Raw genomic sequence first — 24004 nt, forward strand, 5'->3', positions numbered from 1 at the left:
TACCCGGAGGACTCGCACATGACACCCGGTATCCCCGCCGCCATGGAACGGCCGCACTTCATCGGCATCGGCGGCGCCGGGATGTCGGGCATCGCGAAGATCCTCACCCAGCGCGGCGCGAAGGTCGCGGGCAGTGACGCCAAGGAGTCCGGCACGGCCGAGGCGCTCCGGGCGCTGGGGGCGACCGTCCACATCGGGCACGCCGCCGGGAACCTGGCGGACGACGCCTCGTGCGTGGTCGTCTCCAGCGCCATCCGCCCCGACAACCCGGAGCTGGTGCGCGCCGCCGAACTGTCCGTCCCGGTCGTGCACCGCTCCGACGCGCTGGCCTCCCTCATGGGCGGGCTGCGCGCCATCGCGGTGGCCGGCACGCACGGCAAGACGACCACCACCTCCATGCTGGCCGTCGCCCTGTCCGAGCTGAACCTCGCCCCCTCGTACGCCATCGGCGGCGACCTCGCCGGCCCCGGTACCAACGCCGCGCACGGCGAGGGCGAGATCTTCGTCGCCGAGGCGGACGAGAGCGACCGCAGCTTCCAGAAGTACGACCCCGAGGTCGCGATCGTCCTCAACGTCGAACTGGACCACCACGCGAACTACGCCTCGATGGACGAGATCTACGAGTCCTTCGAGGCGTTCACCGACAAGATCGTCCCCGGCGGCACGCTGGTGATCTCCGCCGACCAGCCCGGCGCCGTCGAGCTGGCCGGACGCGTACGCGACCGCTCCGGACTGAACGTCGTCACCTACGGCGAGGCCGAGTCCGCCGACGTACGCGTCCACAGGATCACCCCGCGCGGGCTGACCAGCGAGGTCACGCTCCTCCTGAACGGGAAGTACCTCACCTTCGCCGTCTCCGTGCCCGGCCGCCACTACGCGCTCAACGCGGTCGCGGCCCTCGCCGCCGGTGTCGCCCTGGGCATTCCGGCCCACAACCTCGCCTCCGCGCTCGGCAAGTACACCGGGGTCAAGCGTCGCCTCCAGCTCAAGGGCGAGGCCGCGGGCGTGCAGGTGATCGACTCGTACGCACACCACCCCACCGAGATGACCGCGGACCTCGAAGCGATGCGCGGCGCCGCGTCCGACGCCCGCCTGCTGGTCGTCTTCCAGCCCCACCTGTTCTCCCGCACCCAGGAGCTGGGCACCGAGATGGGCCGGGCCCTCGCCCTGGCCGATGTCTCCGTGGTCCTGGACATCTACCCGGCCCGCGAGGACCCGATCCCCGGCATCACCAGCGACCTGATCATCGACGCGGCCCGGGAGGCGGGCGCCGACGTCACCGCCGTCCACGACAAGGCCGCGGTCCCGGGCGCCGTCGCGGGAATGGCGAAGCCCGGCGACCTCGTTCTCACCATGGGCGCGGGCGACGTCACGGACCTCGGCCCGCGGATCCTGGACCACCTGTCGAGCTGAGGGAGCGACGTGTCGTACGACATCGAGAAGCCGGACGAGCAGTGGCGGGCGGAACTGACCCCCGCCGAGTACGCGGTCCTGCGCCAGGCCGGCACCGAACCCGCCTTCGTCGGTGAATACACCGACACCAAGGCCACGGGCGTCTACTCCTGCCGCGCCTGCGGCGCGGAGCTGTTCCGCTCCGACACCAAGTTCGAGTCGCACTGCGGCTGGCCCTCGTTCTACGACCCCAAGGACACGGAAGCGGTCGAACTGGTCGAGGACCGCAGCCACGGCATGGTCCGCACCGAGGTCCGCTGCGCCCGCTGCGGATCGCACCTCGGCCACGTCTTCGAGGGCGAGGGTTACCCGACCCCGACGGACCAGCGCTACTGCATCAACTCGATCTCGTTGCGCCTGACGCCCGAGGCATGACGCGTGAAGCCTGAGACATGACGTCCGGAGCCCGCTGCGGGCCCCGGACAGCGGCCTGTACGCCCGGCGCGGGCGTGCGGGCCGCTGTCGTAATGACGGTCCGTCAGGAAGCGGCGCTCCCCGGCCCGCGAAGTCCCCGCCGTTCCCGAAAGTCGAGTCCGGCATGCCGGACGTTCCGGCCAAGTGCAGGGTTTGCGCCCATGGCAGGACGTCAATGGTGCATGGCTCGTTCGTTCGATAGCGTGGCGTGAAACAGTCTTTTGATCATGCACCACGGGGGTTTCACACCATGTCGTTCGAGGACGAGTGGCGGGCGGAGAAGGCCGCTGTCGCCATGCGGCTGAACCAGGCGGGCAGCGGCGGCGGTGGCGGCGGTGGGTCGACGTCCGGGAAGGGGTCGGCGGACTACGTCGTCGTGGACGACGAGTTGGGGGACATCGGTCACGCCGCCTACGGGCTCTTCAACGGCCTCGAATCGGGTGGCAAGCACGCGCAGGCGGCGAGCGAGACCGCCGGCACGAGCCTCAAGGGCGACGGCTTCGACTCCGGCGCGGCGTTCGCCGAAGTGACCAAGACCTGGGAGACGCAGGTGAAGACCCTCCTCCAGGCATGTGCGCACATCTCCAACCACCTCGACTACACGAAGTCCTCGAACAAGGCACAGGACGAGTGGATCGCGGCAGACTTGCGCCCCGCCGGCTTCGTCGGCCCGGTCGCCCCCGGCTCCGTGCCCGCGTCCCAGATCGACAAGTACTTCCGGTAAGGAGCCGCCACCATGCCCACCTTCGAGCAGCTCCTCAACGCCAAGCTCGCCCCGCTCGACACCGCTGCCACCCAGTGGACCGAGATGATCACGAAGCTGACGGAGCTTCAGACCGATGCGAAGGCCATGAAGTCCAAGGCCGACAAGGCGACTTGGAAGGGCGAGAACGCCACCGTCACCAAGGAGTTCGTCACCAAGTCGGCCAAGGAGTTCAGCGACGCCGTCATCGAGGCCACGTCCGTGCGTGACCTCATCAAGGACGCCCACGCCCTCCTCAAGACCGCCCAGAGGGACCTCAAGGACGCCTACGAGAACCCGCCGCCGGGTATCACCATCTACCCCGACGGCGTACTGAGTCACCGCGTCCATCCCGACCGCCGGTCCGCCGACAACACCGACCCCATCGCCACCGAGGCACAGTTCGACGCGCTGCGCGGCAAGCTCGAAGGCATCCTGAAGCGCGCCAACGAGGCCGACGAGCTCTGCGCCTGGGGCCTGCGGGCGCTGATCAAGTACCACCCCAACGACTTCGGCAGCGCCAGCCTCAGCGGTGTCGCCGATGCGAAGAAGATGCGCGCCGAGGAGAAGCAGCAGACGGAGGACGGCCGTGAGGCCGCCAAGCTCTATGCCCGTTGGGAGACCCTCGGCGACAAGGAACGCGAGCGACTGCTGAAGCTCGCCGAGGACGGCAAGGACTCGCCGGCGTTCGCTGCCGCGCTCATGCAGAACCTCAGCTACCACGGCCGGGACCAGCAGGAGGCGGTACTGCTGCTCGCCGGCAGCCTGGACGACAGCGGCAATGGCCAGGTCTCCGCCACCGAAGCCCGCCTCTACAAGGCCCTGTCGGGCAGCCTTGCCACTGCCACCGGCCCCGACTCCCCGATCGGCACGCCCGGCGGAACCCCCTCGGCCTGGACCAAACAGCTCATCACCATGGCCCGCGACGGCAACGGCCTGCCCGACCGGCACCCCGGCGCGCTCAAGGGCGGTATCTCGGGCTGGAACGCCCTCACCCACCTGATGGCGGCCGACGCCGGAGACCGGACGTACGACCCGGATGCAGAGGCGGCAGCCGCCCGCGAGGAAGGGGACAAGCACAAGAGGACGTCGCCTTGGGACAAGGACAAGGGCGACCCGGTCTACAGCGAAGCTTTCCTGACCGAGGTTGCGGACTCCATCCGTGATTGGGAGACCCACGACAAGAACGCTTACAGCGACGACTACATGAAGTCCTGGGTGGGCACGCAGTCGGACCCGATGAAGGGCCTGCTGAACGCGATGAGCCGCAACCCTTCCGCCTCCACCCACTACTTCGACCCGAACACCACGGACAATCTGAAGTACTTCATGGACGACCGGCACTGGCCGGGCGCGGATGTCGAGAGCAAGATGGAAGACCCCAAGACCCAGTACACCTCGGCCCGCGCCGAGTTCGGCGCCGCGCTGGAGGCGGCGGCGACCGGCCGGGCACCGGGCACCCCCTTGAACCCTGTCGGCACCCATCACGACGGTGCGCAGGCCGCGATCTTCGAGCGGATGGTGAACGAGTACGCCGAGGTGACGAAGACAGACAAGAGTGCTGTTCCCGTCCCGCTGCGCATGGCCATGGGCGACATGATCGGCGACTACGCCTCCGACGTGCACCAGATCTTTGGCAAGGACATGGACGGACACACCCAGTTCAGCGACCTCAGTATCGACCGGGGTGCCCTCACCCGGGTCATCCGGTCCTCTGCCGAAGACCCCAACGCCTTCGGCGTCATTCATGCGTCGCAGACCGCGGTCATCGCCGAGGGGATGGAGCGTTTCTCGGCGGACGCCTACCGCAACAGGGGCGAGGAGAGCGACGAACTGGAGGCATGGCTCAAGCAGTCCGGTCAGGTACTGGGCCACCTCGACACCGCGCGCGCCGACGTCATCTACGACCTCGGCCAGGCGGAGAAGGACACGATCGCCTGGAACAAGATGATGAATTATCACGTCTATGGAGCGCCGCTGACCCCCATCCCGGTCGTCGGTGACATCGCCCAGCGCGCGGTCGATGCCGGCACGGCCGCATACATGAACGACCTGACCTCCAAGGTCGATGCCGAAACCCGAAAGGATCTGATCAACCACTTCAACGACGGCGAGCGCGAGTTGAAAGCCATGATGAAAAAAACGGCGTTGGGTAGGGGACTTGCGCTGGAGGAGCTGGACAAGAGTCCGGGCGTGTACGAGGACGTCCTTCAGACGGCAGCCCAGCAGGGGTACCACGGGGGTATCACTGACGCCAATCTGAAGATGAAGGGACAAGCCGGGTGAAGGAGAGGAACCGAACCCGGCGTTGTCGACCGTCTGCTTCGTCGGGCGCGAGATGGACAACGGCACGACTCCTCGGGTTCGGTGCACCCTCGATGCGCGGCCCGTCGACACCCTGAACGAGCCCATGAAGGGCGCCACCCGGCTCGCTGACGGCGGGTCCGGGTGGCTGGCCTGCGGCCCAGCAGTGGTACCAGAGCGGCATCAAGGACGCCGACATGAAGATGGGCGAGCGGTGATGAACCGAAAGTACCTGGTGCTTCCGGCTGTGCTCGTGGTCGCGGCGGTCGTCGTGACCGTCGGCCGGCTGTGGCCCAGTCCGCTGAAGGACCTCCGGGCGAAGAACCTGTGCCTGGGGATGCTCACGGAGGAGACGGCGGGCCTGCTCTACGACGGCGAGGGCGGCAAGCTGGTCGTGGACGAGTTCCGGCCCGGCAAGGGCGACAAGGACGAAGGGGCGGCGGACCCGGTGTTCTCGACCACCTGCTTCGTCGGACGCGAGACGGGTAAGGGCAACAATTTTCGCGGCCAGTACTCCCTCGATGTCCAGCCCACCAACACCCCGAACGAACCCTTGAAGGGCGCCGGCCCGTTCACCGACGGCGGGTCCGGGTGGGTGAGCCCCCGGCAGAGCGAGGTCCAGCTTCCCGCCTCGTGCCCGAAGAAGATGAGAACGACCGCCGAGCACGTCACCGTCATCCTGAAGGTCGCGCCCGGAGTCGTCGTGGCGGAGGACTGGGACGACGCCGCCCTGATCGAAGCCTCCCGCCCGATCGTCCAGGAGGCCGTCACCAACCTGGCCAAGCAGTACGAGTGCGGCTGACCGGTCACAGCAGCCGACCGGTCGCGGCGGAGGTCCGGTTGCGGGCGGAGTGCCGCCGCGACCACCGCTACGACCTCCGCACCCGCGCCGCCAGCCGGCTGCCGAGGCGTCGCCCGAAGCCGCTCGGGCGGTTCCATGCGCGGAACGCCTCGGCGGTGCGGCTGCTGCCGAGACGTTCCGCGGCCTGCTCCACCGCCGCCAGGTCACCGGCCGACAGGGCACGGACCACCGGCCTCAGCACCTCCTCCAGCAGCGCCGTCCGGGTCTCGGTCCAGGCGGTGCCCGCGTGCGGGTGGGAGCTCCATACGGTGAAGCAGTCCGCCACATACGCAGGGTCGGTGCACAGGCGGGTGAGGACCGGCGTCCCGCGGGCGGCTCGGCCGTAGGCGGTGATGAGGTCGGCGTCGCCGCTGTGGACGAACGCGTAGAGCTCGGTCTCGGGCCGGTCCGGGGCGAGCAGCCGTTCGGCCAGGGCGTTCAACGCCTTGTCGAGGACGCCGGGTTCGACCGGTTCGGCCCCGGCGCGCAGCTCGCGGGCCCCTTCCGCCCAGCCGGGCTCCGCCGCACCCGACCGCAGGTCCCGTGCGAACTCCAGGAGCAGCAGGGATCCCCGTGCCCGCGCGTCGATGTCCTGCGGGAAGCCGCGCAGCAGGTCATGGGCCAGTTCGGAGGCCTCTTCGTCATCGGCGGAGGCGCCGAGAGCGGCGGCGACGAGGACGGGCCAGGTGCCGGCCGTGCGGTGTGCGTCGGAGGTGGTCGCGGCCAGCAACTGCCGTGCCTCGGGCGCGGTGGGCGTGTCGGCGCCCCAGACCAGCCCCACTCCGGTCCGCAGCACCAGCGGTTCGGTGAACGGCGACAGGCCCCCGGCGCGGAGCACCGCGTGCAGTGCCCGCATCCGGTCGTCACCGGCGCCCGTCCTGGCGTCCGGCGCGGCGGCGCACATCCGCAGATGCGGCAGCGCCTGTGCCCCGGTGAACGGCAGGGCGACATCGAGCAGCAGCCGTTCCGCCGCCGCAGGGGCGTGCGGGGCGAGCCCGTCCAATTCGCCCAGCAGCGCGGTGCGGACGTCGAACTGCTCGTCCAGGAAGCCCAGCAGCGCCCGTGCGTAGTCGCCCGCCCCCTCGTCCAGCAGCGAGCGTGCCATGCGGTGCACGACATCGGGGAGCAGATCCGCGCAGTCCACCTCCAGCAGCCGTACGATCCGCAGCAACTGCACCGTGCGGCCGACACCTCGGCCGGGTGCGCCGTCCATGTATGGCGTGCCGTCAGCCAGTTCCGTACGTAGATCGCCACCCAGGGCCGTGACGAGCGCGGCGGCGACACGTTCCCCGTCCGGTCCGGCGAAGGCGGTCCGCGCGGGTGGTTCCGAGGTGGTGTCGCCGCCACGTACCGCCTCGGTCACCAGCAGGGCGCCGAGGGACGCCGTGACGGCCGACGGGGAACGGCCGTCCAGTGCCGTCAACAGCCGTGAAACGCACGAAAGTTCGTGAGCCGTATGGTCGATGCCGGGAGCGGTCAGCGCCTCGGTCAGCAGACGGGTGCGGTTCTCGTCGAGCGCGTACGGCCGGTCGGCGGCCCAGTCGGCCGCCGCCGCGCGCCCATCGGCCCCGAGGGGGATGCCCGCGCAGAGCGCCGTCACGGCAAGCGGTCCGGCGGAGAACGGTGCGCCCGGCAACTCGGCCGCATCCCGGAACAGTTCGGGGGAGCGGTTCCGCCAGATCCGAGCACAGGTCTCGGCCCAGACGTCGTCCACGGCCTCCTCCGGGCGCGCCCCGGCGCAGGTGTGCACCCGTAGCGCGGGGGCAACGGCTGCGTCCTGGCCCAATGGGTCCGAAGATGCGTCCGGGCTCGGCGCGTCCGGGCTCGGTGTGTCCTGACCCGGTGCGTCCTGTGGCAGCACGCCGACGACCTGGTGCGGGGAGTGGGCGGGGCGGCGCGTATAGGTCGTGAACGTGAGACGGTGTGCGTGTTCCGAGGGGAGTACGGCCCCGGCGAGGGCGAGCCACCGTGCGACGTCGGCGCTCTGTCGTTCCACCAGAACCACCCGTGCCGACGACGGCTCCTCGCACACCCGGCGCAGATCGGCGAAGACCGCCGCCAGCCAGGGGCTTCGGGAGACCGCGAAGTCGTTCAGCGCCCCCGCTCCAAAGACCGAGGAGGCCGGAAGGGCGGATATCCGGCCGAGCGCTCCGCCGTCCGGCGGGGTGGTGGCCCAGTTCGGCGACCGCCATGCGGTGATCGGCAGGGCGTCGCCCGGTAGCCGCGTACCGGCCGGGAGATGCACCGCGTGCGTGTGGAAGCCGACGGTCCCCTGCCCGGCGACGGCGACCGTACGGCTCAGCAGATGACCACCGTCGGACAGCGCGCTGAAGCCGAACGCCTCGGGAAACGAGCGGATTTCTTCGGTCGTCGGGTGGTGCGATGCCCCTGCCGGCGGTTCGTAGCCGAGGAGCTGCTCGGCGTCGGCCAGCACCTGCGTGGGCAGTCCGGCGCTGACCGCCGTGAACCGTGCGCCGCCCCCGGCACCACCCGCGCAGGCAGCAGAGGCAGAGGTGTAGTGCAACTGCGCGAGGCTCATGCGTCGGCCCTCTTCGTCCATGCCGCGACCTCCCCGTGCCTGACAGCACACCCGCTCCGTCGGCGCTGCCGAGGGCGGGCCGTACGGGTCGCGGGGGCGACCCCGGCGGGGAGCGGGTCCGCGATCGCGGGAGCGACGCTATCAAGGACGCAACTCCCTTACGCACCCCGCTGGATGGACGCACACGCGACCGGAGGCGGACACCGTCGCGAGTCCTGGCGTTCATGCCCGGGTCATGCGGAGCTGGGTGCGAGGCAAAGGCGCGTTCAGTGCTCCTTCATCACCCGAATGGCCTACGTACCCAGGTCGTCTCCGGTCGTTGAGCGTCATCGGATCGAACGATCCCCCTGGGGCACCGCGATCCGGGCCCGAGGGTCGCCTTCCGTATAGGAGTTACTCGAATGAACCTCAAGTCTCTCTCCCTGGTGGCCGCCGTTCTCGCCCTGTCCGGTCCGGCCGGTGCCGCGACGGCGAACGCGGTGCCCGGCACGGTCTCCGGCGACGGCGGCAACCGCGTCGGCACCCTGCGGGCCAACGGTGACGCCTACGCGAAGGAGGGCGGCCTCGGCGCGTCATGGGTCCTGGAGCACGACAACGTCAAGCAGATCACGCTGTCCGGAAGCCGCATCGGTGTGCTCACGGGCGCCGGTACCGCCTGGGTGAAGGAGGGCGGTCTGAGTGCCAACTGGGTGCGGGAGGCCGACGACGTCAAGCAGATCGCACTGTCGGGCAACCGCATCGGTGTCCTGAAGGACAACGGCGAGGCATACGTGAAGGAGGGCGGTCTCAGCGCGAGTTGGGTCAAGGAGGCCGACAAGGTCAAGGAGCTGGAGCTGTCCGGCAACCGCATCGGCATCGTCAAGGGCAACGGTGAGGCGCATGTGAAGGAGGGCGGCCTCAGCGCGAACTGGGTCAAGGAGGCCGACAACGTCATCGGCATCGACCTGGCGGGCAACCGTATCGGTGTCCTCAACGCCGACGGAGCCGCCTGGGCGAAGGAGGGCGGTCTGAGTGCCAACTGGGTGCGGGAGGCCGACGACGTCATCCAGCTCGAACTGTCCGGCAATCGCATCGGTGTCCTGAAGGACAACGGCGACGCGTACGTGAAGGAGGGCGGACTGAGCGCCAACTGGGTTCACGAGTACACCCACGCCGTCCAGATCGCCCTGTCCGGCAAGCGCATCGGCGTCCTCAAGGGTGACGGCGCGGCCCGGGTCAAGGAAGGCGGCCTCAGCGCGTCGTGGGTCAAGGAGGCGGACAACGTCACCGAACTCGCCCTGTCGTGACGTGCGGGTCCGACGACTGACCTCGGGACCTCCGACCTTGTGACTCCCGACCTCGTGACTCCGGGCCTCGTGACACCGGACCTCTGAGCCCCGACCGCTGTCCCGACAACTGTCGCGTCGCGCAGCGGAGTCGATCCGGTGCGCGGCGCGGTGCCGTTCAGGCCCCGCGCCGTCGGTTCAGGCGCTCTGTTGCCCTTCGTTATGGCCGAACCACTTGTTCTCCGGAGTCTCCAGCAGTTGCATGGGGCCGTTCGGCCCCGAGTGGCTCTCCCGTACCTGCGGCATGCCATCGAGCCCGCCGTGGCAGACGCTCCGCCTTCGGCGTGGCCCGGCATGCCCCTGCGCGTCCCGGCGGCGCGCCCTTCCGGAGCATGGGGTGGCGCCGGGATGCGTCGGTGGTGGCCTCAGGGAAGTTGAGCAGTGATCACGGCCACCGTGCAGAGCAGCGCGCCGAAGACGAGCGTGGGAACGGCGAAGGAGAGCACGCGCAACCAGGTGTGCGAGCCGCGGGCCACGGGGAGCCGTTGCCAGGCACGGACGGAGGCTGCTGCCGCGAGCACCAGCAGTCCGACGCCGATCGGCCAGACGACGGTGGGGACATGACCCCATTCGCCGATGCGCAGGGAGAGCAGGGACAGGGCGGCTCCGGTGACCAGCAGCGAGATCACCTTGAGCCGGTCCAGCGGCCGGGAGAAGCGGCTGCGGCGCGGCCGGACGACACCCACGAGGACCAGTGCGGGGGCGCCCGCAGCGAGCAGGAGCGTCAGCGCGATGAACGCCGGATGCGGCGACTGCGGTTCGTCGAACTCCGGTGCGGCTATGCCCAGCAGCGAGAATCCGATCTTCTCGACCGGTGTGCGGGTGGAGTTCGCGAGAACGACGACGGCGCGCCCGTCGCCGGTCTTGGCGACAAAGGTGCGGGAGCCGTTGGTCAGGCCGTTGTGCCAGCTGACGGAGGTGCCCGCAGCCTTCCAGATCTGCCAGCCCAGCCCTATCCGGCCGTCGTGCTTCGCGTAGTCAGGGACGTCCGCCAGAGGCGTGTGGGTACGGGTCAGAGCCGTGGGTGCGGACGGGCTCCGGCCGGCGGTGAGGAACTTGACGAGGTCGGCGCTGGTGGTCCAGGTGCCCGTACCCACCGCTGCCCAGGGGAGGTTGGTGAAGGGGACTGTGGGAACGCCTGCGGTGCTGTGCGGCAGCGCCGCGCCGCGCGGGGTGCCGGCGGTGTCGCGGATGGTGGTGTCGCGCATGCCGAGCGGGTCCAGGACGTGAGCGCGCAACGCCGTGCCGTAGTCGCGCCCGTCGACCTCGGCCAGGGTTTCGGCGAGGACGGCGTACCCGAGGTTGGAATACGCGAAGGAGGGACTCTCACCGGGACCGACGCCTGTCAGCGTGGCGAGGGTGCGCATGGGGTCGCTGAGCGCCGCGTAGCCGTTGCCCCCGAGGAGATGAATGGCCATGGCGGGGACGAAGGCCGGGTCCTGCGGAGGTATGGACGGCAGTCCGGACGTGTGCGTGGCCAGCTGCCGGATGGTGATCGCACCGACGGCGGGGTCCGCGAAACGGACATCGGGCCACAGCTCGGCGAGCGTGTCCTTGAGTGTGATCTTCTTCGCCTCCAGCAGTTCGGCGAGCAGCGTGGCGGTCAGCACCTTCTGCACCGACCCCGTCTCGAAGACGGTGTCGGGCGTGACGGGTGTGGAGCCGTCGGTGGTGCCCAGGGCCGCCCGGGTCGTCCTTCCTCTTTCGACGAGGGCGACGGACAGGCCCACCGAACCGCCCGCGCTCTGACCGTCCGGGAGCAGCTCGGCGACACGGCCGGCGAGAGCGGCGTCACCGGTGGTGCGGGACGTGACCCCGGCGCTGCCGGGCGAGGCCAGGAAGGCGACGACCAGGGCGAGTGACGCAGCGGCGAACGCCCACCACATGCTCCTCGGGCGTCCTGGGCTTCTCGTGCCTCTCCTGTTTCTCGTGATTCGTATGCTTCTCGGGCTTCGCGTGCTTGTCGGACGGCCGTCGTGGCCGTTGCGGAACGCGGACATGGGACTTCCTCTCAGGCCGCATCGGACGGCCCCGGCTGGGGAATTCCACGTTCGCCCAGGTCACAGCGGCGCCGCGTCGGCCGTCCGGCCCGTAATCGGCACCCCGGAAATAGCCATTCGGCCACCGTGCCGGGCCCACTTCCCGACGTACAGTGCGGAACATGCACAACCAGCCAGCTGCCCGGTTCCGGCCGGGCGGCACGATCAAACTGCCCACCCCTCGGGTCCTGCTGTTCGGCTCGGCGGCGGCCCTGCTCCTGTTCGCCCTCCTCGTCGATGTCGACAGGCTGCACGGCCTGAGCCCTGGGGGTGCAGGCCTGGGCCCCGGAGGCATCGACGGTGCGCTGTTCCTGGGGTCGGGCGCGATCGCCGCCGCGCTGGTGGTGTGGGCGCTGCGCCCGGGGACCTCGCCCGGGGCGACCGCCGCCGCGGCGACCGGGTCGCTCGTCGCCTCCCTCGCGGCCTCCGCCGGTTGTCGGCTGCTGTCGACGGGACACCAGCCGATCGGTGTCACGGAAGCGGCGGCCACCGCCCTGATCGTCCCGGTTGTCGCGTACCGCTGCCGCTCATGGCTCGTCGCGGGCGTCTCGGTCCTCACGTTCGTCGCGATGCTCGCCTCTTCGCAACGCGCGGGACACCCGCTGGACCCGGACAACGCGCTCCTCGTCCTCGCCCTCCTCAGCCCGGGTTTCGCCCTGCGCTGGCGTGACGAGCGGCGTGCCTGGCACATCGAGCGCGCGCTGCGGCAGGAACGCAACGCACTCGCCCGTGATCTGCACGACGTCGTCGCCCACCAGGTCACCGGCATCGTGGTCCAGGCACAAGCCCTCCAGCACCTCGCCACCCGCGACCCCGACACCCTCTCCACCGCTCTCGCCGACATCGAGGACGCCGGAGTGAACGCGCTCACCGCCATGCGCCGCCTGGTCTCCGCCCTGCGTGACGGGGAACACCCGAGCGCCGAGACGGACCCTCCCACCGCGGCCCTGCTCGCCCTGGAGCGCCCTGCCGTCGGGGACCGACCCGCCGTCTCCGTGGTCCTCGACGCCGGGGTGGACCTCGACCGGGCTCCCGGCGAGATCGCCGCCGCAGTGGTGCGCATGGCCCAGGAATCGGTCACCAACGCGGAGCGCCACGCCTGCGGAGTCGGCCGCGTCACGGTACGGGTGAGCACCGACGAGGGAAGCATCCGACTCGACGTCCGCGACGACGGACAGGTGGCCCACCGGGCCCACGCAGGTGAGGACTACGGCCTGATCGGTAACACCGGCACCAGAACCGGCACCGGCACCGGCACCGGCAGTGGGCATGGTCCGGCCGGCACCAGGACCGGTACCGGCGGCGGGTACGGATCGATCGGCACCCGCGGCGGTGGGTACGGACTGATGGGCAGCGGCGGAGGTGGGTACGGTCTGATCGGCATGGCCGAGCGGGCCAAGCTCCTCGCCGGGACCTTCCACGCGGGACCCGCACCGGACGGTTCCGGCTGGCAGGTCAGCGCAGCCCTTCCCACCGGCGCCGACGCGCGGAGGAAGAGGTGACCATTCGTGTACTCGTCGCCGACGACCAGCGCATGGTCCGTTCGGGCTTCCGCTACATCCTGGACGCCGAGCCCGACATCGAGGTCGTGGCCGAGGCGGGGGACGGTCACGAAGCACTCCGCCTCGCCGAGCGGCACCGGCCGGACGTGTGCCTGCTGGACATCCAGATGCCCGGCATCACCGGTCTGGAGGTCACCCGCCGCCTGGCCGCACCGGACGTGGCTGATCCGCTTCGGGTCGTCGTGGTGACCACCTTCGACCTCGACGAGTACGTCTACGAGGCGCTGTACGGAGGTGCCGTCGGCTTCCTCCTGAAGGACGCCGGTCCGACGACGCTCATTGAAGCCGTGCGCGCCGCCGCCCGCGGCGACGCGATGATCTCCCCCCAGATCACCGTCCGCCTCCTGAAGCACTTCACCGCGGCCGGTCGTCCGACCCGGCAGTCGGGCAAGCAGGACCATCCGCTCACCAGCCGTGAACTGGAAACCGTACGGGCCGCCGCGCGCGGCCTGACCAACGCCGAGATCGCTCAGACCCTGTACGTGTCGCTCGGCACGGTGAAGAAACACCTGGCCGCCGCCCAGCTCAAGCTCGACGTCCGCAATCGCGTCGAACTCGCTGCCTGGGCCCACCGCCAGGGACTCGTCCGTGACACGGACGACCCCTCCCCCTTCGCCCGGTGATGGTTCTCCCGGGTGGTCGTGGGGGCGGGACGGTCCGGGGCGGGTAGGCAGGAGAGCGGTGGACCGGCCGTCCCTTCCCGCGCCCGTCCCGTACCCGACCCCTTCGAGGAGCCGCCGTGAAATTCGGGGTATCGACCTTCATCACCGACCAGGGCATCAGCCCCACCTCGCTCGGGACCGCCCTTGAGGAGCGCTCGTTCGATTCGTTGTTCATCGCCGAACACAGCCACATCCCGGCGAAACGCGAGACGCCCTATCCCGGCGGGGGAGAACTGCCGGACATCTACTACCGGACCCTCGACCCCTTCGTCGCCCTCACCGCCGCCGGGGTGGTGACCGAAAGGCTGCTCCTGGGTACCGGCATCGCACTGATCCCGCAGCGCGACCCGATCATCACGGCCAAGGAAGTGGCCTCGCTCGACCTGGTCTCCGGCGGCCGGGTGATCCTCGGCGTCGGTATCGGCTGGAACCGCGAGGAGATGAGGAACCACGGCACCGATCCCACCACCCGCGGTCGGCTCACCGATGAGCGGCTGCATGCCATGCGGGACCTGTGGACCGAGGAACAGGCCGAATTCCACGGTGAGTTCGTGAACTTCGACCCGGTCTTCTGCTGGCCCAAGCCCGTACAGCGCCCTCATCCGCCGATCTACGTCGGTGGCGGCGAGGGTGCGTTCCGTCGGGTGGCGCGGTTCGGAGACGCCTGGCTGGCCCTCGGCGAGTCGCCCGAGAAGCTCGGTCCGCAGATCGAGCGGCTGCGGGACCTCGCCGACCGGGAGGTGCCGGTGGCGGTCTACGGCGTGCCCGACGACCCCGAGCAGGTCGAGGGATACGGCCGTCTGGGGGTCGAGCGGCTGTTGTTCTACGTGCCGACGATGCCCGAACGGGAGACTCTGGAGCATCTGGACCGGCTGACCGGGCTCGTCGCGCGGTACAGCTGAGGAACGGGGGCTGCGCTCACGCGGCGCACGCGCTGTCCCGCGTTGCGTGCGCTGTCCGTACATGCCGGCGCGCTGTCCGCACAGGCAGTGCGTGCTGTGTTCGGGTGCCGTGTGCGCCGGGCCCGCGTGTCGTCCGTGCTGTGCCCAGGCGCCGCGTGTGCCCTGATGCTCTGACTGCTTCGCGTGCGTGCTGTGATCGCTGGAAGGGGTGCGATGCCCGCTCTGACGAGCGTCGAGGCGCGGGAGCTGTTCGCCGCGGCGCGTGTCGCCCGCCTGGCGACGGCCGACGCGTCGGCCCGCCCGCATCTGGTGCCGGTGGTGTTCGCCCTGGACGGCGATGTGCTGGTGCTGGCCGTGGACCACAAGCCGAAGCGGACGACGCGGTTGAAACGCCTGGCGAACATCGCGGTCAATCCGCCGGTCTGCCTCCTCGTCGACCACTACGAGGACGACTGGGAACGCCTGTGGTGGGTCCGGGTCGACGGGGAGGCCCGTGTGCTGCCGCCGTCGGACCGGTCCGACGAGGCGGCCCGGCGCGTCGGAGCGCTCGTGGCGAAGTACTCCCCATACACGGACCGGCCACCGGAGGGACCCGTCATCGAGGTCGCGGTCATGCGCTGGAGCGGTTGGCGCGCGGCGTGACAGGGCAGCACCCGACAGCCGCCCCTTCACCGCACCCTCCTATCGCCCCCGCGCGTCGAGGCTGCTCACCGTGCACGCCGTCACCGCACCCGCGCGTCGAGGGCGCTCATCGGACGATGTTCGTTCGCGGTGGACAGCGCCGGGCGGTCAGGGCATCAGTGGCTGTCGAGTCAGCGGCGTGCCGCGGTGCTGGGCGGCGGCTCTCCCGGTTCGTCCATCGCACGCCCCCGGCCGGGGGCGTGCGGCGAGGAGGTCAGGACCGGGGGCGTGCGGCGAGGAGGTCAGGACCGGGTCGCGCCCTCCCGTACCGACACCGTCACGTGCTGGACGCGCATCGGGTGGCCCGGTTCGGTGTGCGGGCCCAACGTGGCGCCGTCGGTGGACGGGAGCATCCCGCCCATGGCGACGTTCAGGACCAGGAACATGCCCTGCTGCACGGCCCTGTCCCAAGTACGCTCATACATAAGGGACTTCGCGACACGGTGGTACGCACGCCCGTCCACGTACCAGCGCACCTCCTCGGCGTCGGGTGTCGTCCGGTCGACCTCGACCGCGTACGTGTGAAAGGCGCCACGGCAGCCGGGACACGGCTGTGGCTGCGAGGTGAGGCCCACGGGCTCCTCGCACGGACCGCCCTCCAGGACGCCGCAGTGCATGGTGCCGAACACGGTGTTGCGGCCGTTGACGGACTCCATGATGTCGAGTTCCCCGACGCCCGGCCATCCGGTGTAGCCGTCGCGCAGCTTCGCGCCCAGGGTCCAGAAGGCGGGCCAGTACCCGGCCGCCGCGCGGCCGGTGACGTCCGGCAGCGCGATCGACGCCTCGATCCGCAGCGCACCGCCGGGCGGCGCGGTGAAGTCCGCCCGCCTGGACTCGATACGGCCCGAATACCACCTGCCGTTCCTGAGCGTCGGGACGATCTCCAGCGAACCCTTCCCGTCCAGGCGGACGTTGTCCGTCGAGTCGGTCATGGTCTCGACCTCGCCGGTGCCCCACTGCGGGGCGGGGCAGCCGGGGTAGCAGGTACCGAGGTCGTACGTCCAGTTCTCGGCGGACGGGCGGCTGCCCGCGGGCCCGTCGAAGTCGTCGTGCATGATCCGCCGCCAGCCGGTGCCCCCGGTGCCCCCGGCGCCTCCGGGGAATCCGTCACGTCCGTCGGTCCCCGTGGCGGGCGAGGCGGCGGGCAGGACGCCGATGTCCGTGAGGAGCCGTTCGAGCCGGGGCGTCAGGACCACCGCGGCGACGTTCGTCAGATGGGCGTCGTCCCGGTACAGCAGGATCCGGTCCCGTACGGCGGGGCAGGTCGCTCCCCTCCCCGGGCACAGGACCGGGTTCACCGAGACGCCCCGCACCCCCGGCGTCCGCCCGTCCGCGATGCTTTGCGCCAGCGGGTCGGGCCACCGGGCGGTGTCGCGGTCGAACGCGCAGGCCGAGGGGTCCGTGGGGTGTCCGGACACGCACGCGGGGATGTCCGTGCCGGGAACCGGGGTGTCCTCCAGGTACACGATCGGGGCGCCGAGCGCGCGCAGCTTCCTCAACGTCTTCTCCCAGCCCCGGGCGAGGAGTTGTCGGTCGTCGGTGTAGCGGTTGAGGGAGGCGATCACGATGAGGCGGGGCTTCGGGCCCTGTCCCAGCCGGTCCAGGGCATCCGCCCGCCAGTTGTCGCACTCGCGATAGGTGCGTCCCAACTGTGGGTTGACCACGCTCAGTTCGGGCAGCGGGCAGCCCTGTTTCACCAACTCCTGAAGGGTCCAGCCGCGTTCGGCCGCCAGGGCGAGCATCGGGGAGAACCACTGCCCGGCATGCGAATCACCGAGCAGCACGATCCGGTCCTCGCTGTCCGCGGCGCCGAACAGGCACGGAGGGCTGCTCGTCACCGCGGGCGCCACCTCGCACGCCCCGTCCGGCGGAAAGTCCTTGCGCGCCTGGAGGGGGCTGGGCACCACGGGCCCGTCCCGGAACGGGGTACCGTTCCGCGCCAGCAGGTGCGGTCCCTCGGCCGCACCCGGCGGCAGGCCCTTCACGTCCACCGGGGCGGCCGGGCCGAGCAGGCGCAGTGCCGTCGTCCCCGTCACCAGGGCCAGGGCGACCGGGAGAACGACCGCGGCGACACCCACCGACAGTCCGCGCCGGGGAAGTTCGGTCACCGTCCTGTTGCGGCGCAACGGACGCTCGACCCAGCGCATGGTGGCCAGCGCGGGCAGTACGGACGCCAGGGTCAGCGCGACCTTGGCGGGCCAGCCCAGTGTCCCCAGCTGTGCCTCGGCGATCACGAGCACGGGCCAGTGCCACAGGTAGAGGGTGTACGAGAGCCGCCCGAGCGCCCGGGGCCCCGGGCCCGCCAGCAACCGGCCGATACCGTAGGCGATTTGGACATCGGGGCCGGAATTCCCGGGCCGGCGGCCGGGTGTGCCGGCCAGGATGATCGCCGCCGTCGCGAGCGTCGGGACGAGGGCCGCACATCCGGGGTACGGCGTCGACGCGTCGTATGCCGTCATGCACCACACCAGGGCCGCCGCCCCGCCCCAGCCGCTCAGCAGGCGCATCGGGCGCGGGCCGCGCAGCAGATGCCAGGGAAGCAGCGCCAGCAGCGCGCCGACCCCGAACTGCCAGACGCGTGACGGGGTACCGAGGTAGGCCATCGGCGCGGAGTCGCCCGTCCAGTGCAGCGCGAGAGCGAACGAGGCGAGCGTGAGCGGCACGGTCACGGCCGTCGCCAGGGACCGCACGGCCCGGCCCCTGCGCGCCGCCCTCGTGGCGGCGTACACGCACACGGCGAACAGGGGCGCCCAGACGAGACAGAACTGTTCCTCCACCGCCAGCGACCAGAAATGCAACAGCGGGCTCTGGGCCTGACCGGCGGCGAGATAGTCGGTCTTCTGGTGTACGAAACGCCAGTTGGCGAGGGACAGCGCCGCCGCCACGACATCGTGCTCCAGGTCGGTGCGGCGCAGCGGGACGGTGAGCCAGGCGCCGGCGAGCGCGACCGCGGCGAGGACCACAGCGGCGGACGGGAGCAGCCGGCGGGCCCGGCGGGAGAAGAACTCGCCCAGCCGGATACGCCCGTTGGTGACGGCCTCACGCACCAGCAGTCCGGTGATCAGGTATCCGGAGATGACGAAGAAGACGTCGACGCCGACGAATCCGCCGGCCAGCCCGGGTACGGCGGCGTGGAAGAGCAGGACACCGAGCACCGCGATCGCGCGCAGGCCCTCGATGTCGGGGCGGAAGCCGGTCGGGTGTGCGTCGGGACGGGAGGCGTCGTGGTGGGGAACGTGCGGGCCCGGGGGACCGGAGCCGTCCGAGGGCGGTCCGGGAGGTGCGGTGCTCCCACGGTGGACGTCGGCGGGAGTCACGAGGGTGGACATCGGTGTGGCGGGCCTTTCAACTCAGCCAGGGGAGCATCGGGTCGACCCAGCCGGACGCGAGCAGGGCGACGAGCAGAAGGGCCGAGGTCGCGGCCAGTGCTTCCGGCCAGCGCCGGGGCAGTACGGGGCGCGCGCGGCGTACGCGGGGTGCGCAATCCATAGGTTCTGCGGTCGCCCACGGGTCCGGCAGCGGGCGGGGCGCCTCTCGGGCCGGGCGGCGCAGCTCGGCCAACAGGTCCCTGATCAGGGGAAGGTTGATCTGGCACTGCACCAACAGGTGGAGCACAAGCCCCCAGTTGGGCTCCCAGCCGTTGCGTGCGACGGCGAGGACGATTCCGACGGCGGCCGCTCCGGTCGAACAGCAGAGCCAGGCCAGCGAGACGAACACGACCCGGTGGGCCATCGCCCCCTTCGCCCCGCCCGAGACCCCGGTGGGTACCCAGGCGGCACTGCGCCCGCGCAGGGTGTGCAGGAACGCGGCCCCGGCGGCGACGCTCGTGAGGACATTGGCGCGGATCACCTCCACCCGCCAGCGGGTCCGGCTGATGCGCGGCAGCAGCACATGCCAGAGCCAGAGCGGGGCCAGCAGCGGCAGCACGTGCCAGGGCCGGATGTCGTCCGGATACCCGAACAGCATCACCAGCGGCGGAAGGGGAGCGGCGAAGGTGTTCACCGCGGTGGTCAGGTAGCCGACGATGCCTTCGTAGAAGCACAGTCGCATCCGCCAGGGCGCCCCCATGCGTTTGAGGACGGGAGTGCCCAGCAGGTGCAGATTCCCCATCGCCCAGCGGTACTGCTGGTTGACGAACGAGGCCAGGTTGTCCGGCGAGGTGCCCTTCGCCACCAACACCGGTACGTACAGGGTGCAGAACCCGTGCTCGTGGAGCGCGAGCCCGGTGTACAGGTCCTCGCTGTGGTCGAGTCGCGCGAAACCACCGGCCAGATCGATGGCGCTGCGCCGGTAGACCGCGTTGCTGCCGCAGCAGATGGCGGCGTCGCTGGCGTCCCGGGAGGGCTGGATCCAGCGGAAGAACCACTCCTGGGCCGAACCTGCCGCGCGTTGGATCCAGCCCATCGACTCGTCGGTGTCGAAGCACTGCGGACTCTGCACGATGCCCACGCCGGGGTCGGCGAGGTACGGCACCAGATGGCGCAGGAAGTCGGGGCGCGGCGCGAAGTCGGCGTCCAGGATGGCGATGTACTCCGCGTTGCTCAGGGTGAGCGCGTGGTTGAGGTTGCCGGCCTTCTTGAGGTGCCCCCGGTCGGGGCGCACGACGTAGCGGTAGCCGTACGCGGCGGCCAGTTCGCCGACCTCGGCGCGGTCGGCGTCGTCCAGCACCCAGACGGTCAGCGCCCCGGGCCAGTCGACCGAGGCGACGGCCCGGTAGGCGTTCTCCAGCACGGCGAGCGGTTCCCCGCAGGTGGGCAAGTAGAGGTCCACCGTGGGGAGTTCGTAGGGCTTCCAGGCGTGGACGAGCACCTCGTGCGAACGCCTGCTCAGTCTGCGCCGGCGCAGGCTGTTGACCGAGGAGAGTACGAGCGCGACGACGTTGAGGGCGAGCACCGCGAGGAACGCCCACAGGGCCGGGGCGCGCAGGGAGAAGGTGAGCATGGTCGCCGCGGTGAGCACGAAGGCGAGCGAGGTGGCGATGAGCACCCAGCGGCGTTGTGGCCCGAAGTACCAGTAGAGCTCGTGGTCGGACGGAGGCTGAGGTAAGTGATGAGTCGTCATAAATCCCCCATGGCTGTGCATGTGGCGGCATCGGGTGACCGTTGAGAGCGCTCACCCTATCGTCAAAGGTATGGACCATTTATCAAGGGCGTGTTAATTGAGCCGCCTGACCGGGGCGCCCCTTGATTGGTCCAGACCTATTCGATCACCCGTGCTCACGTCGTGGGGAATCAGCAGGTCGCGGCGCGGTGAACAGTCGTCCAACTCCTGCTGCGCGAGGGCCGGTGCGCGGTGCCTTCGGCGCGGGGGCGTCGCGCGCCTCCTTCGGGGAGGTCCTCACAACTCGCTTGTGAATCAAGTGTCTTGATGTGGCAACAATCCCGGCCTGAGCCCTTCGGGTCGGACGCATGGCCGTAGCATCGACGCGGCGCCGGGGGGACGGTGCCGGGGGAGACGATTCCGGGGAACGGAGGTGTCCTGTCGTGTCATGGTCCGGGTCCGGGGCGAAGCCCGGGTACGGAGTCCGGGTGGCGGCCCCGCTGCTGGTCCTGCTGGCGGCGTGCTCCGGTGGCGGGGAGGGTGTCGACGGAGCAGTGACGAGCGCCCGGCCGGCCGATGGCGCCGCAGCGTCCCCGGCCGGCGATGCGGGAACGGCCGGTGGCGCGGGAGAGTCTCCGGACATCGACGCGGACCCTGCCCGGCTGCCGGCCACGCGTGGGGCGGCGCTCGACCTCGTCCGGCGTGTCATCGCGGGCCCCGAGAGCTTCGGGCCCGGAGTCGTGCCGCGCAGCCCGTACGAGAGCGGGCCCGACACTTGGCCCGTGCTCGGGGCCGACTGCGTCTGGCGCCAGGAGAAGCCGAAGCCCAGCGTCCTCGCCACCCTCACCCGCTCCTTCGAGGTGCCCGCGGCCCGGGGGCGGGGGCCGCTGCGGCTGGCGGCGGTCGTGACCGTGCACCGGACACGGGAGGACGCGCGGTGGGAGATGGCCGAGTCGGTCGAGGAGACGATGCGTTGCCCCACGCAGCAGCTGCGGCAGGGCGAACAGATCGGCTCCATGGTCGCGGGCCCGTTGGCGAGGGGGGAGGCCACCCAGACCACCTCCGAGGACGCGCTGATGGAGATCGGCGAGTACCGGAGCGCCGCGCTCGGCGGTCCCTATCCGTATCTGTGGGCCCAGGCGCAGATTCTGCAATTCACCGTGGCCGTGACGGGCAAGGGGGCCAAGGGGTGGTCCGCGAACGACATCGAGGGCTTCGTGTCCCCGGCCCTGGTCGCCATGGGGCTCCGGCTCGAGTCCGCCGTGAAGAAGCAGAGTTGAGGAGGGCGGACGGCTGATGGACGCGTTGAGGGCCTCGGATCCGTCACGGATCGGCGGGCACCGGCTGCTGGGGCGACTGGGCGCGGGCGGGATGGGGGTGGTCTACCTCGGCCGCGCGGACTCCGGGGCGCTCGCCGCGATCAAGGTGATCCTGCCCGAGTACGCCGAGGACGGCGACTTCCGGGCCCGCTTCCGCCGCGAGGTGGAGGCCGCCCGCCGGGTGGACAGCCCCTGGGTGGTGGCGGTCACGGATGCCGACACCGGGGGTGAACGCCCCTGGCTGGCCACGGAGTTCGTGGCGGGCCCCGCACTGTCGGAGGCGGTGGCCCGGTGCGGACCGCTGCCCGCGCGGAGCGTCCGGGTGCTCGGACGGCTGCTCTCCCGCGCGCTGGCCTCCGTGCACGCGGCCGGACTCGTCCACCGCGACGTCAAACCGGGCAACGTCCTGCTGACGACCGACGGACCGCGCCTGATCGACTTCGGCATCGCGCGTGCCGTCGACGCCACGGCGCTGACCGCGACGGACCTCGTGGTGGGCACCCCCGGCTTCCTCTCGCCGGAGCAGGCCACCAGGAGCGGCACGGCCGCCGGACCCGCGAGCGACGTGTTCTCGCTGGGATGCCTCCTGGCGTACGCGGCGACCGGGCGGCCCCCGTTCGGCAGCGGCGCCGTCGAGGCCCTGCTCTACCGCACCGTCCACGACGAACCCGACCTCGACGGGATGGACGACCCGGAACTGCGTTCCCTGCTGGGCGAGTTGCTGGCCAAGGAGCCCGCAGCGAGGCCCGATGCCGCCCGGCTCGACGAACTGATCGTCGAGGACGCGCCCGACGGCTCCATCGACTGGCTGCCCGAGGACGTCGTACGGCTGATCGCCGTCCGGTCCACCGCGATGCTCGCCCTGCCCGACATCGACGCCACGGTGGCCGACGAACCCACGACGGCCGCCGCCGCGCCCGCGCCGGGGCGACGGGGCCTCCTCCTGCTGGCGGGCGCCGGAGCCGTCGTCGCGGCGGGCGGCGGCGCGTTCGCCGTCCGGGAGTGGCTGGGCGGCGGTTCGCACGATTCCGGTGCGGCCGGCACGGGCGGACCGACCTGGACCATCGGCGTACAGGCGGATCTGTCCGGCCCCAGGAGCGCCGACGGACGGGCGCAGGAGCGAGGCGTGCGCCTTGCCGTGGAACGGTTCAACTCCCATGGGAACGAACCGTTCACGCTTCGGGTGAAGGCGCTCGACGACCGGGGGGAGGTGAGCCGGGCCGTGCGGGTCGCCGAGCGGTTCGCCCGCGACCGCGACGTGCTCGCCGTCATCGGCCCGACCGGCGACCCCGCCACCGACGCCGTGCTCGGCGCGTACGACGAGGCGATGCTGCCCGTCATCACCGTTTCGTCGCTGCTGCTCGCCTACACCGCCAGGAACCAGAAGTCCTTCTTCCAGGCCGCCCCGTTCGACGCCGTGCTGTCCGTGCCGATCATCAGGCGGCTGCTGCTCAGGCCCGATGTCGAACGGCTCGGGGTGCTGCTCGACCGGACCGGTGGCCAGGCCGCCTACCAGGTGGGCTACGCCACCCAGATGAACGCCGGTGTGCTCACCACCGGGACGGCGTATCCGAGAGTGGTGCCGGCCGGAACACGGGACTTCGCGTCGGTCGTCGCGGACATGCTCGCGCACGCCAGTGACGCCTTCTTCTACGCGGGTGACGCGGCCGGAGCCGCCCGCATGGCCCGCGCCCTCGCCGCCACGTCCTTCAAGGGGCCGCGGATGGCCATGCACACGGCCATGAACGCCGCGTTCCTGAAGGACGGCGGGGACGCCGCCGAATCCTGGGAGTTCACCGCCCCCTGCATCGCCGCGACGGCACCCGAGGCCAAGAAGTTCGCCGCCATGCACCGGAGACGGTTCGGGTCCGCCCCGGCCCGCTGGGCCGCCGAGGCGTACGACGCGGCCGGGCTCGTGATCGCCGCGCTCACCGCTCTCCTCGCCCCCACCGCCACGGCCACCACTGCCACCGCCGGTCCCACCCCCCGCGCCGGGGAGGCCCGGCGCCCCACGCGGGCCGCACTCGTGGAGAAGATCGCCGCGTCCACGTACGAAGGAGTGTCGCGGACCTACGCCTTCGACGAGGACCACCGCCTCAAGAGCTCGGACGCCTACCTCTACACGGTGCGGAACGGCGGCTACCACTATCTCGGCCGGGCGCCGAGGACCGAGGCCTGAGCC

General features: G+C 71.0%; 16 protein-coding genes. 12 read left to right on the forward strand and 4 right to left on the reverse strand.

Going from position 1 to position 24004, the window contains the following annotated elements; genetic code table 11:
* Positions 1-18 precede the first annotated feature (18 nt).
* The 5 genes from murC to AMK22_RS14885 all read left to right on the forward strand — a co-directional run bounded on the left by murC (position 19) and on the right by AMK22_RS14885 (position 5714).
* Positions 19-1413, forward strand: a complete 1395-nt coding sequence (murC, locus tag AMK22_RS14865) for a UDP-N-acetylmuramate--L-alanine ligase (RefSeq protein WP_073785336.1) — start codon at positions 19-21, stop codon at positions 1411-1413.
* A 9-nt stretch (positions 1414-1422) separates the two neighbouring features.
* Positions 1423-1827 (forward strand): peptide-methionine (R)-S-oxide reductase MsrB, encoded by a 405-nt coding sequence (msrB, locus tag AMK22_RS14870; protein WP_073785159.1) that lies wholly within the window; start codon positions 1423-1425, stop codon positions 1825-1827.
* Positions 1828-2116: 289 nt separating this feature from the next.
* Positions 2117-2590, forward strand: coding sequence for a hypothetical protein (locus AMK22_RS14875; RefSeq protein WP_073785160.1), 474 nt, complete (start codon positions 2117-2119; stop codon positions 2588-2590).
* A gap of 12 nt (positions 2591-2602) precedes the next feature.
* Entirely contained in the window at positions 2603-4894 is a 2292-nt protein-coding gene (locus AMK22_RS14880) for a DUF6571 family protein (protein ID WP_073785161.1), read from the forward strand.
* A gap of 235 nt (positions 4895-5129) precedes the next feature.
* A complete protein-coding gene (locus AMK22_RS14885; RefSeq protein WP_073785162.1) occupies positions 5130-5714 on the forward strand; it encodes a hypothetical protein in 585 nt (194 codons plus the stop codon).
* A 67-nt stretch (positions 5715-5781) separates the two neighbouring features.
* On the opposite strand, the gene AMK22_RS14890 is transcribed toward AMK22_RS14885, so the two are convergent.
* Positions 5782-8292, reverse strand: coding sequence for a GTPase-associated protein 1-related protein (locus AMK22_RS14890; RefSeq protein ID WP_073785338.1), 2511 nt, complete (start codon positions 8290-8292; stop codon positions 5782-5784).
* 401 nt (positions 8293-8693) lie between these two features.
* Here AMK22_RS14890 and AMK22_RS14895 point away from each other — a divergent pair, with 401 nt between their 5' ends.
* On the forward strand, positions 8694-9578 hold the full coding sequence (locus AMK22_RS14895; protein WP_073785163.1) for a peptidase S1: 885 nt from the start codon (positions 8694-8696) through the stop codon (positions 9576-9578).
* 404 nt (positions 9579-9982) lie between these two features.
* Here AMK22_RS14895 and AMK22_RS14900 read toward each other — a convergent pair whose 3' ends face one another.
* The gene (locus AMK22_RS14900) at positions 9983-11503 is read right to left on the reverse strand and encodes a serine hydrolase domain-containing protein (RefSeq protein ID WP_073785165.1); all 1521 of its coding nucleotides are present in this window, start codon (positions 11501-11503) and stop codon (positions 9983-9985) included.
* A 275-nt stretch (positions 11504-11778) separates the two neighbouring features.
* On the opposite strand from AMK22_RS14900, the gene AMK22_RS14905 reads away from it, so the two are divergent.
* The 4 genes from AMK22_RS14905 to AMK22_RS14920 all read left to right on the forward strand — a co-directional run bounded on the left by AMK22_RS14905 (position 11779) and on the right by AMK22_RS14920 (position 15424).
* Positions 11779-13158 (forward strand): histidine kinase, encoded by a 1380-nt coding sequence (locus AMK22_RS14905; RefSeq protein ID WP_073785166.1) that lies wholly within the window; start codon positions 11779-11781, stop codon positions 13156-13158.
* Entirely contained in the window at positions 13155-13841 is a 687-nt protein-coding gene (locus tag AMK22_RS14910; RefSeq protein WP_073785167.1) for a response regulator, read from the forward strand. Before AMK22_RS14905 ends, AMK22_RS14910 begins: the two co-directional genes overlap by 4 nt.
* A 116-nt stretch (positions 13842-13957) precedes the next feature.
* A complete protein-coding gene (locus AMK22_RS14915) occupies positions 13958-14782 on the forward strand; it encodes an LLM class F420-dependent oxidoreductase (protein WP_073785168.1) in 825 nt (274 codons plus the stop codon).
* 213 nt (positions 14783-14995) lie between these two features.
* Positions 14996-15424, forward strand: coding sequence for a TIGR03668 family PPOX class F420-dependent oxidoreductase (locus AMK22_RS14920; RefSeq protein WP_073785169.1), 429 nt, complete (start codon positions 14996-14998; stop codon positions 15422-15424).
* Between the two features lie 281 nt (positions 15425-15705).
* Here AMK22_RS14920 and AMK22_RS14925 read toward each other — a convergent pair whose 3' ends face one another.
* Both AMK22_RS14925 and AMK22_RS14930 read right to left on the reverse strand, forming a co-directional pair.
* Positions 15706-18792, reverse strand: a complete 3087-nt coding sequence (locus AMK22_RS14925; RefSeq protein ID WP_073785170.1) for an SGNH hydrolase domain-containing protein — start codon at positions 18790-18792, stop codon at positions 15706-15708.
* Positions 18793-18808: 16 nt separating this feature from the next.
* Positions 18809-20524, reverse strand: coding sequence for a glycosyltransferase family 2 protein (locus AMK22_RS14930; protein ID WP_073785171.1), 1716 nt, complete (start codon positions 20522-20524; stop codon positions 18809-18811).
* 422 nt (positions 20525-20946) lie between these two features.
* On the opposite strand from AMK22_RS14930, the gene AMK22_RS38370 reads away from it, so the two are divergent.
* Entirely contained in the window at positions 20947-21783 is an 837-nt protein-coding gene (locus tag AMK22_RS38370) for a hypothetical protein (RefSeq protein ID WP_242433979.1), read from the forward strand.
* 16 nt (positions 21784-21799) lie between these two features.
* The gene (locus tag AMK22_RS14940) at positions 21800-24001 is read left to right on the forward strand and encodes a bifunctional serine/threonine-protein kinase/ABC transporter substrate-binding protein (RefSeq protein WP_073785172.1); all 2202 of its coding nucleotides are present in this window, start codon (positions 21800-21802) and stop codon (positions 23999-24001) included.
* Positions 24002-24004 lie beyond the last annotated feature (3 nt).

It is taken from the genome of Streptomyces sp. CB01580 (assembly GCF_001905795.1).
Taxonomy (GTDB): Bacteria; Actinomycetota; Actinomycetes; order Streptomycetales; family Streptomycetaceae; genus Streptomyces.

Coding starts and splice junctions, on each gene's coding strand:
- AMK22_RS14895 (WP_073785163.1), top strand. CDS start 8,694: ATGAACCTCAAGTCTCTCTCCCTGGTGGCCGCCGTTCTCGCCCTGTCC.
- AMK22_RS14900 (WP_073785165.1), bottom strand. CDS start 11,503: ATGTGGTGGGCGTTCGCCGCTGCGTCACTCGCCCTGGTCGTCGCCTTC.
- AMK22_RS14930 (WP_073785171.1), bottom strand. CDS start 20,524: ATGACGACTCATCACTTACCTCAGCCTCCGTCCGACCACGAGCTCTAC.
- AMK22_RS14920 (WP_073785169.1), top strand. CDS start 14,996: ATGCCCGCTCTGACGAGCGTCGAGGCGCGGGAGCTGTTCGCCGCGGCG.
- AMK22_RS14925 (WP_073785170.1), bottom strand. CDS start 18,792: ATGTCCACCCTCGTGACTCCCGCCGACGTCCACCGTGGGAGCACCGCA.
- AMK22_RS14940 (WP_073785172.1), top strand. CDS start 21,800: ATGGACGCGTTGAGGGCCTCGGATCCGTCACGGATCGGCGGGCACCGG.
- AMK22_RS14880 (WP_073785161.1), top strand. CDS start 2,603: ATGCCCACCTTCGAGCAGCTCCTCAACGCCAAGCTCGCCCCGCTCGAC.
- AMK22_RS14875 (WP_073785160.1), top strand. CDS start 2,117: ATGTCGTTCGAGGACGAGTGGCGGGCGGAGAAGGCCGCTGTCGCCATG.
- AMK22_RS14905 (WP_073785166.1), top strand. CDS start 11,779: ATGCACAACCAGCCAGCTGCCCGGTTCCGGCCGGGCGGCACGATCAAA.
- AMK22_RS14885 (WP_073785162.1), top strand. CDS start 5,130: ATGAACCGAAAGTACCTGGTGCTTCCGGCTGTGCTCGTGGTCGCGGCG.
- AMK22_RS14890 (WP_073785338.1), bottom strand. CDS start 8,292: ATGAGCCTCGCGCAGTTGCACTACACCTCTGCCTCTGCTGCCTGCGCG.
- murC (WP_073785336.1), top strand. CDS start 19: ATGACACCCGGTATCCCCGCCGCCATGGAACGGCCGCACTTCATCGGC.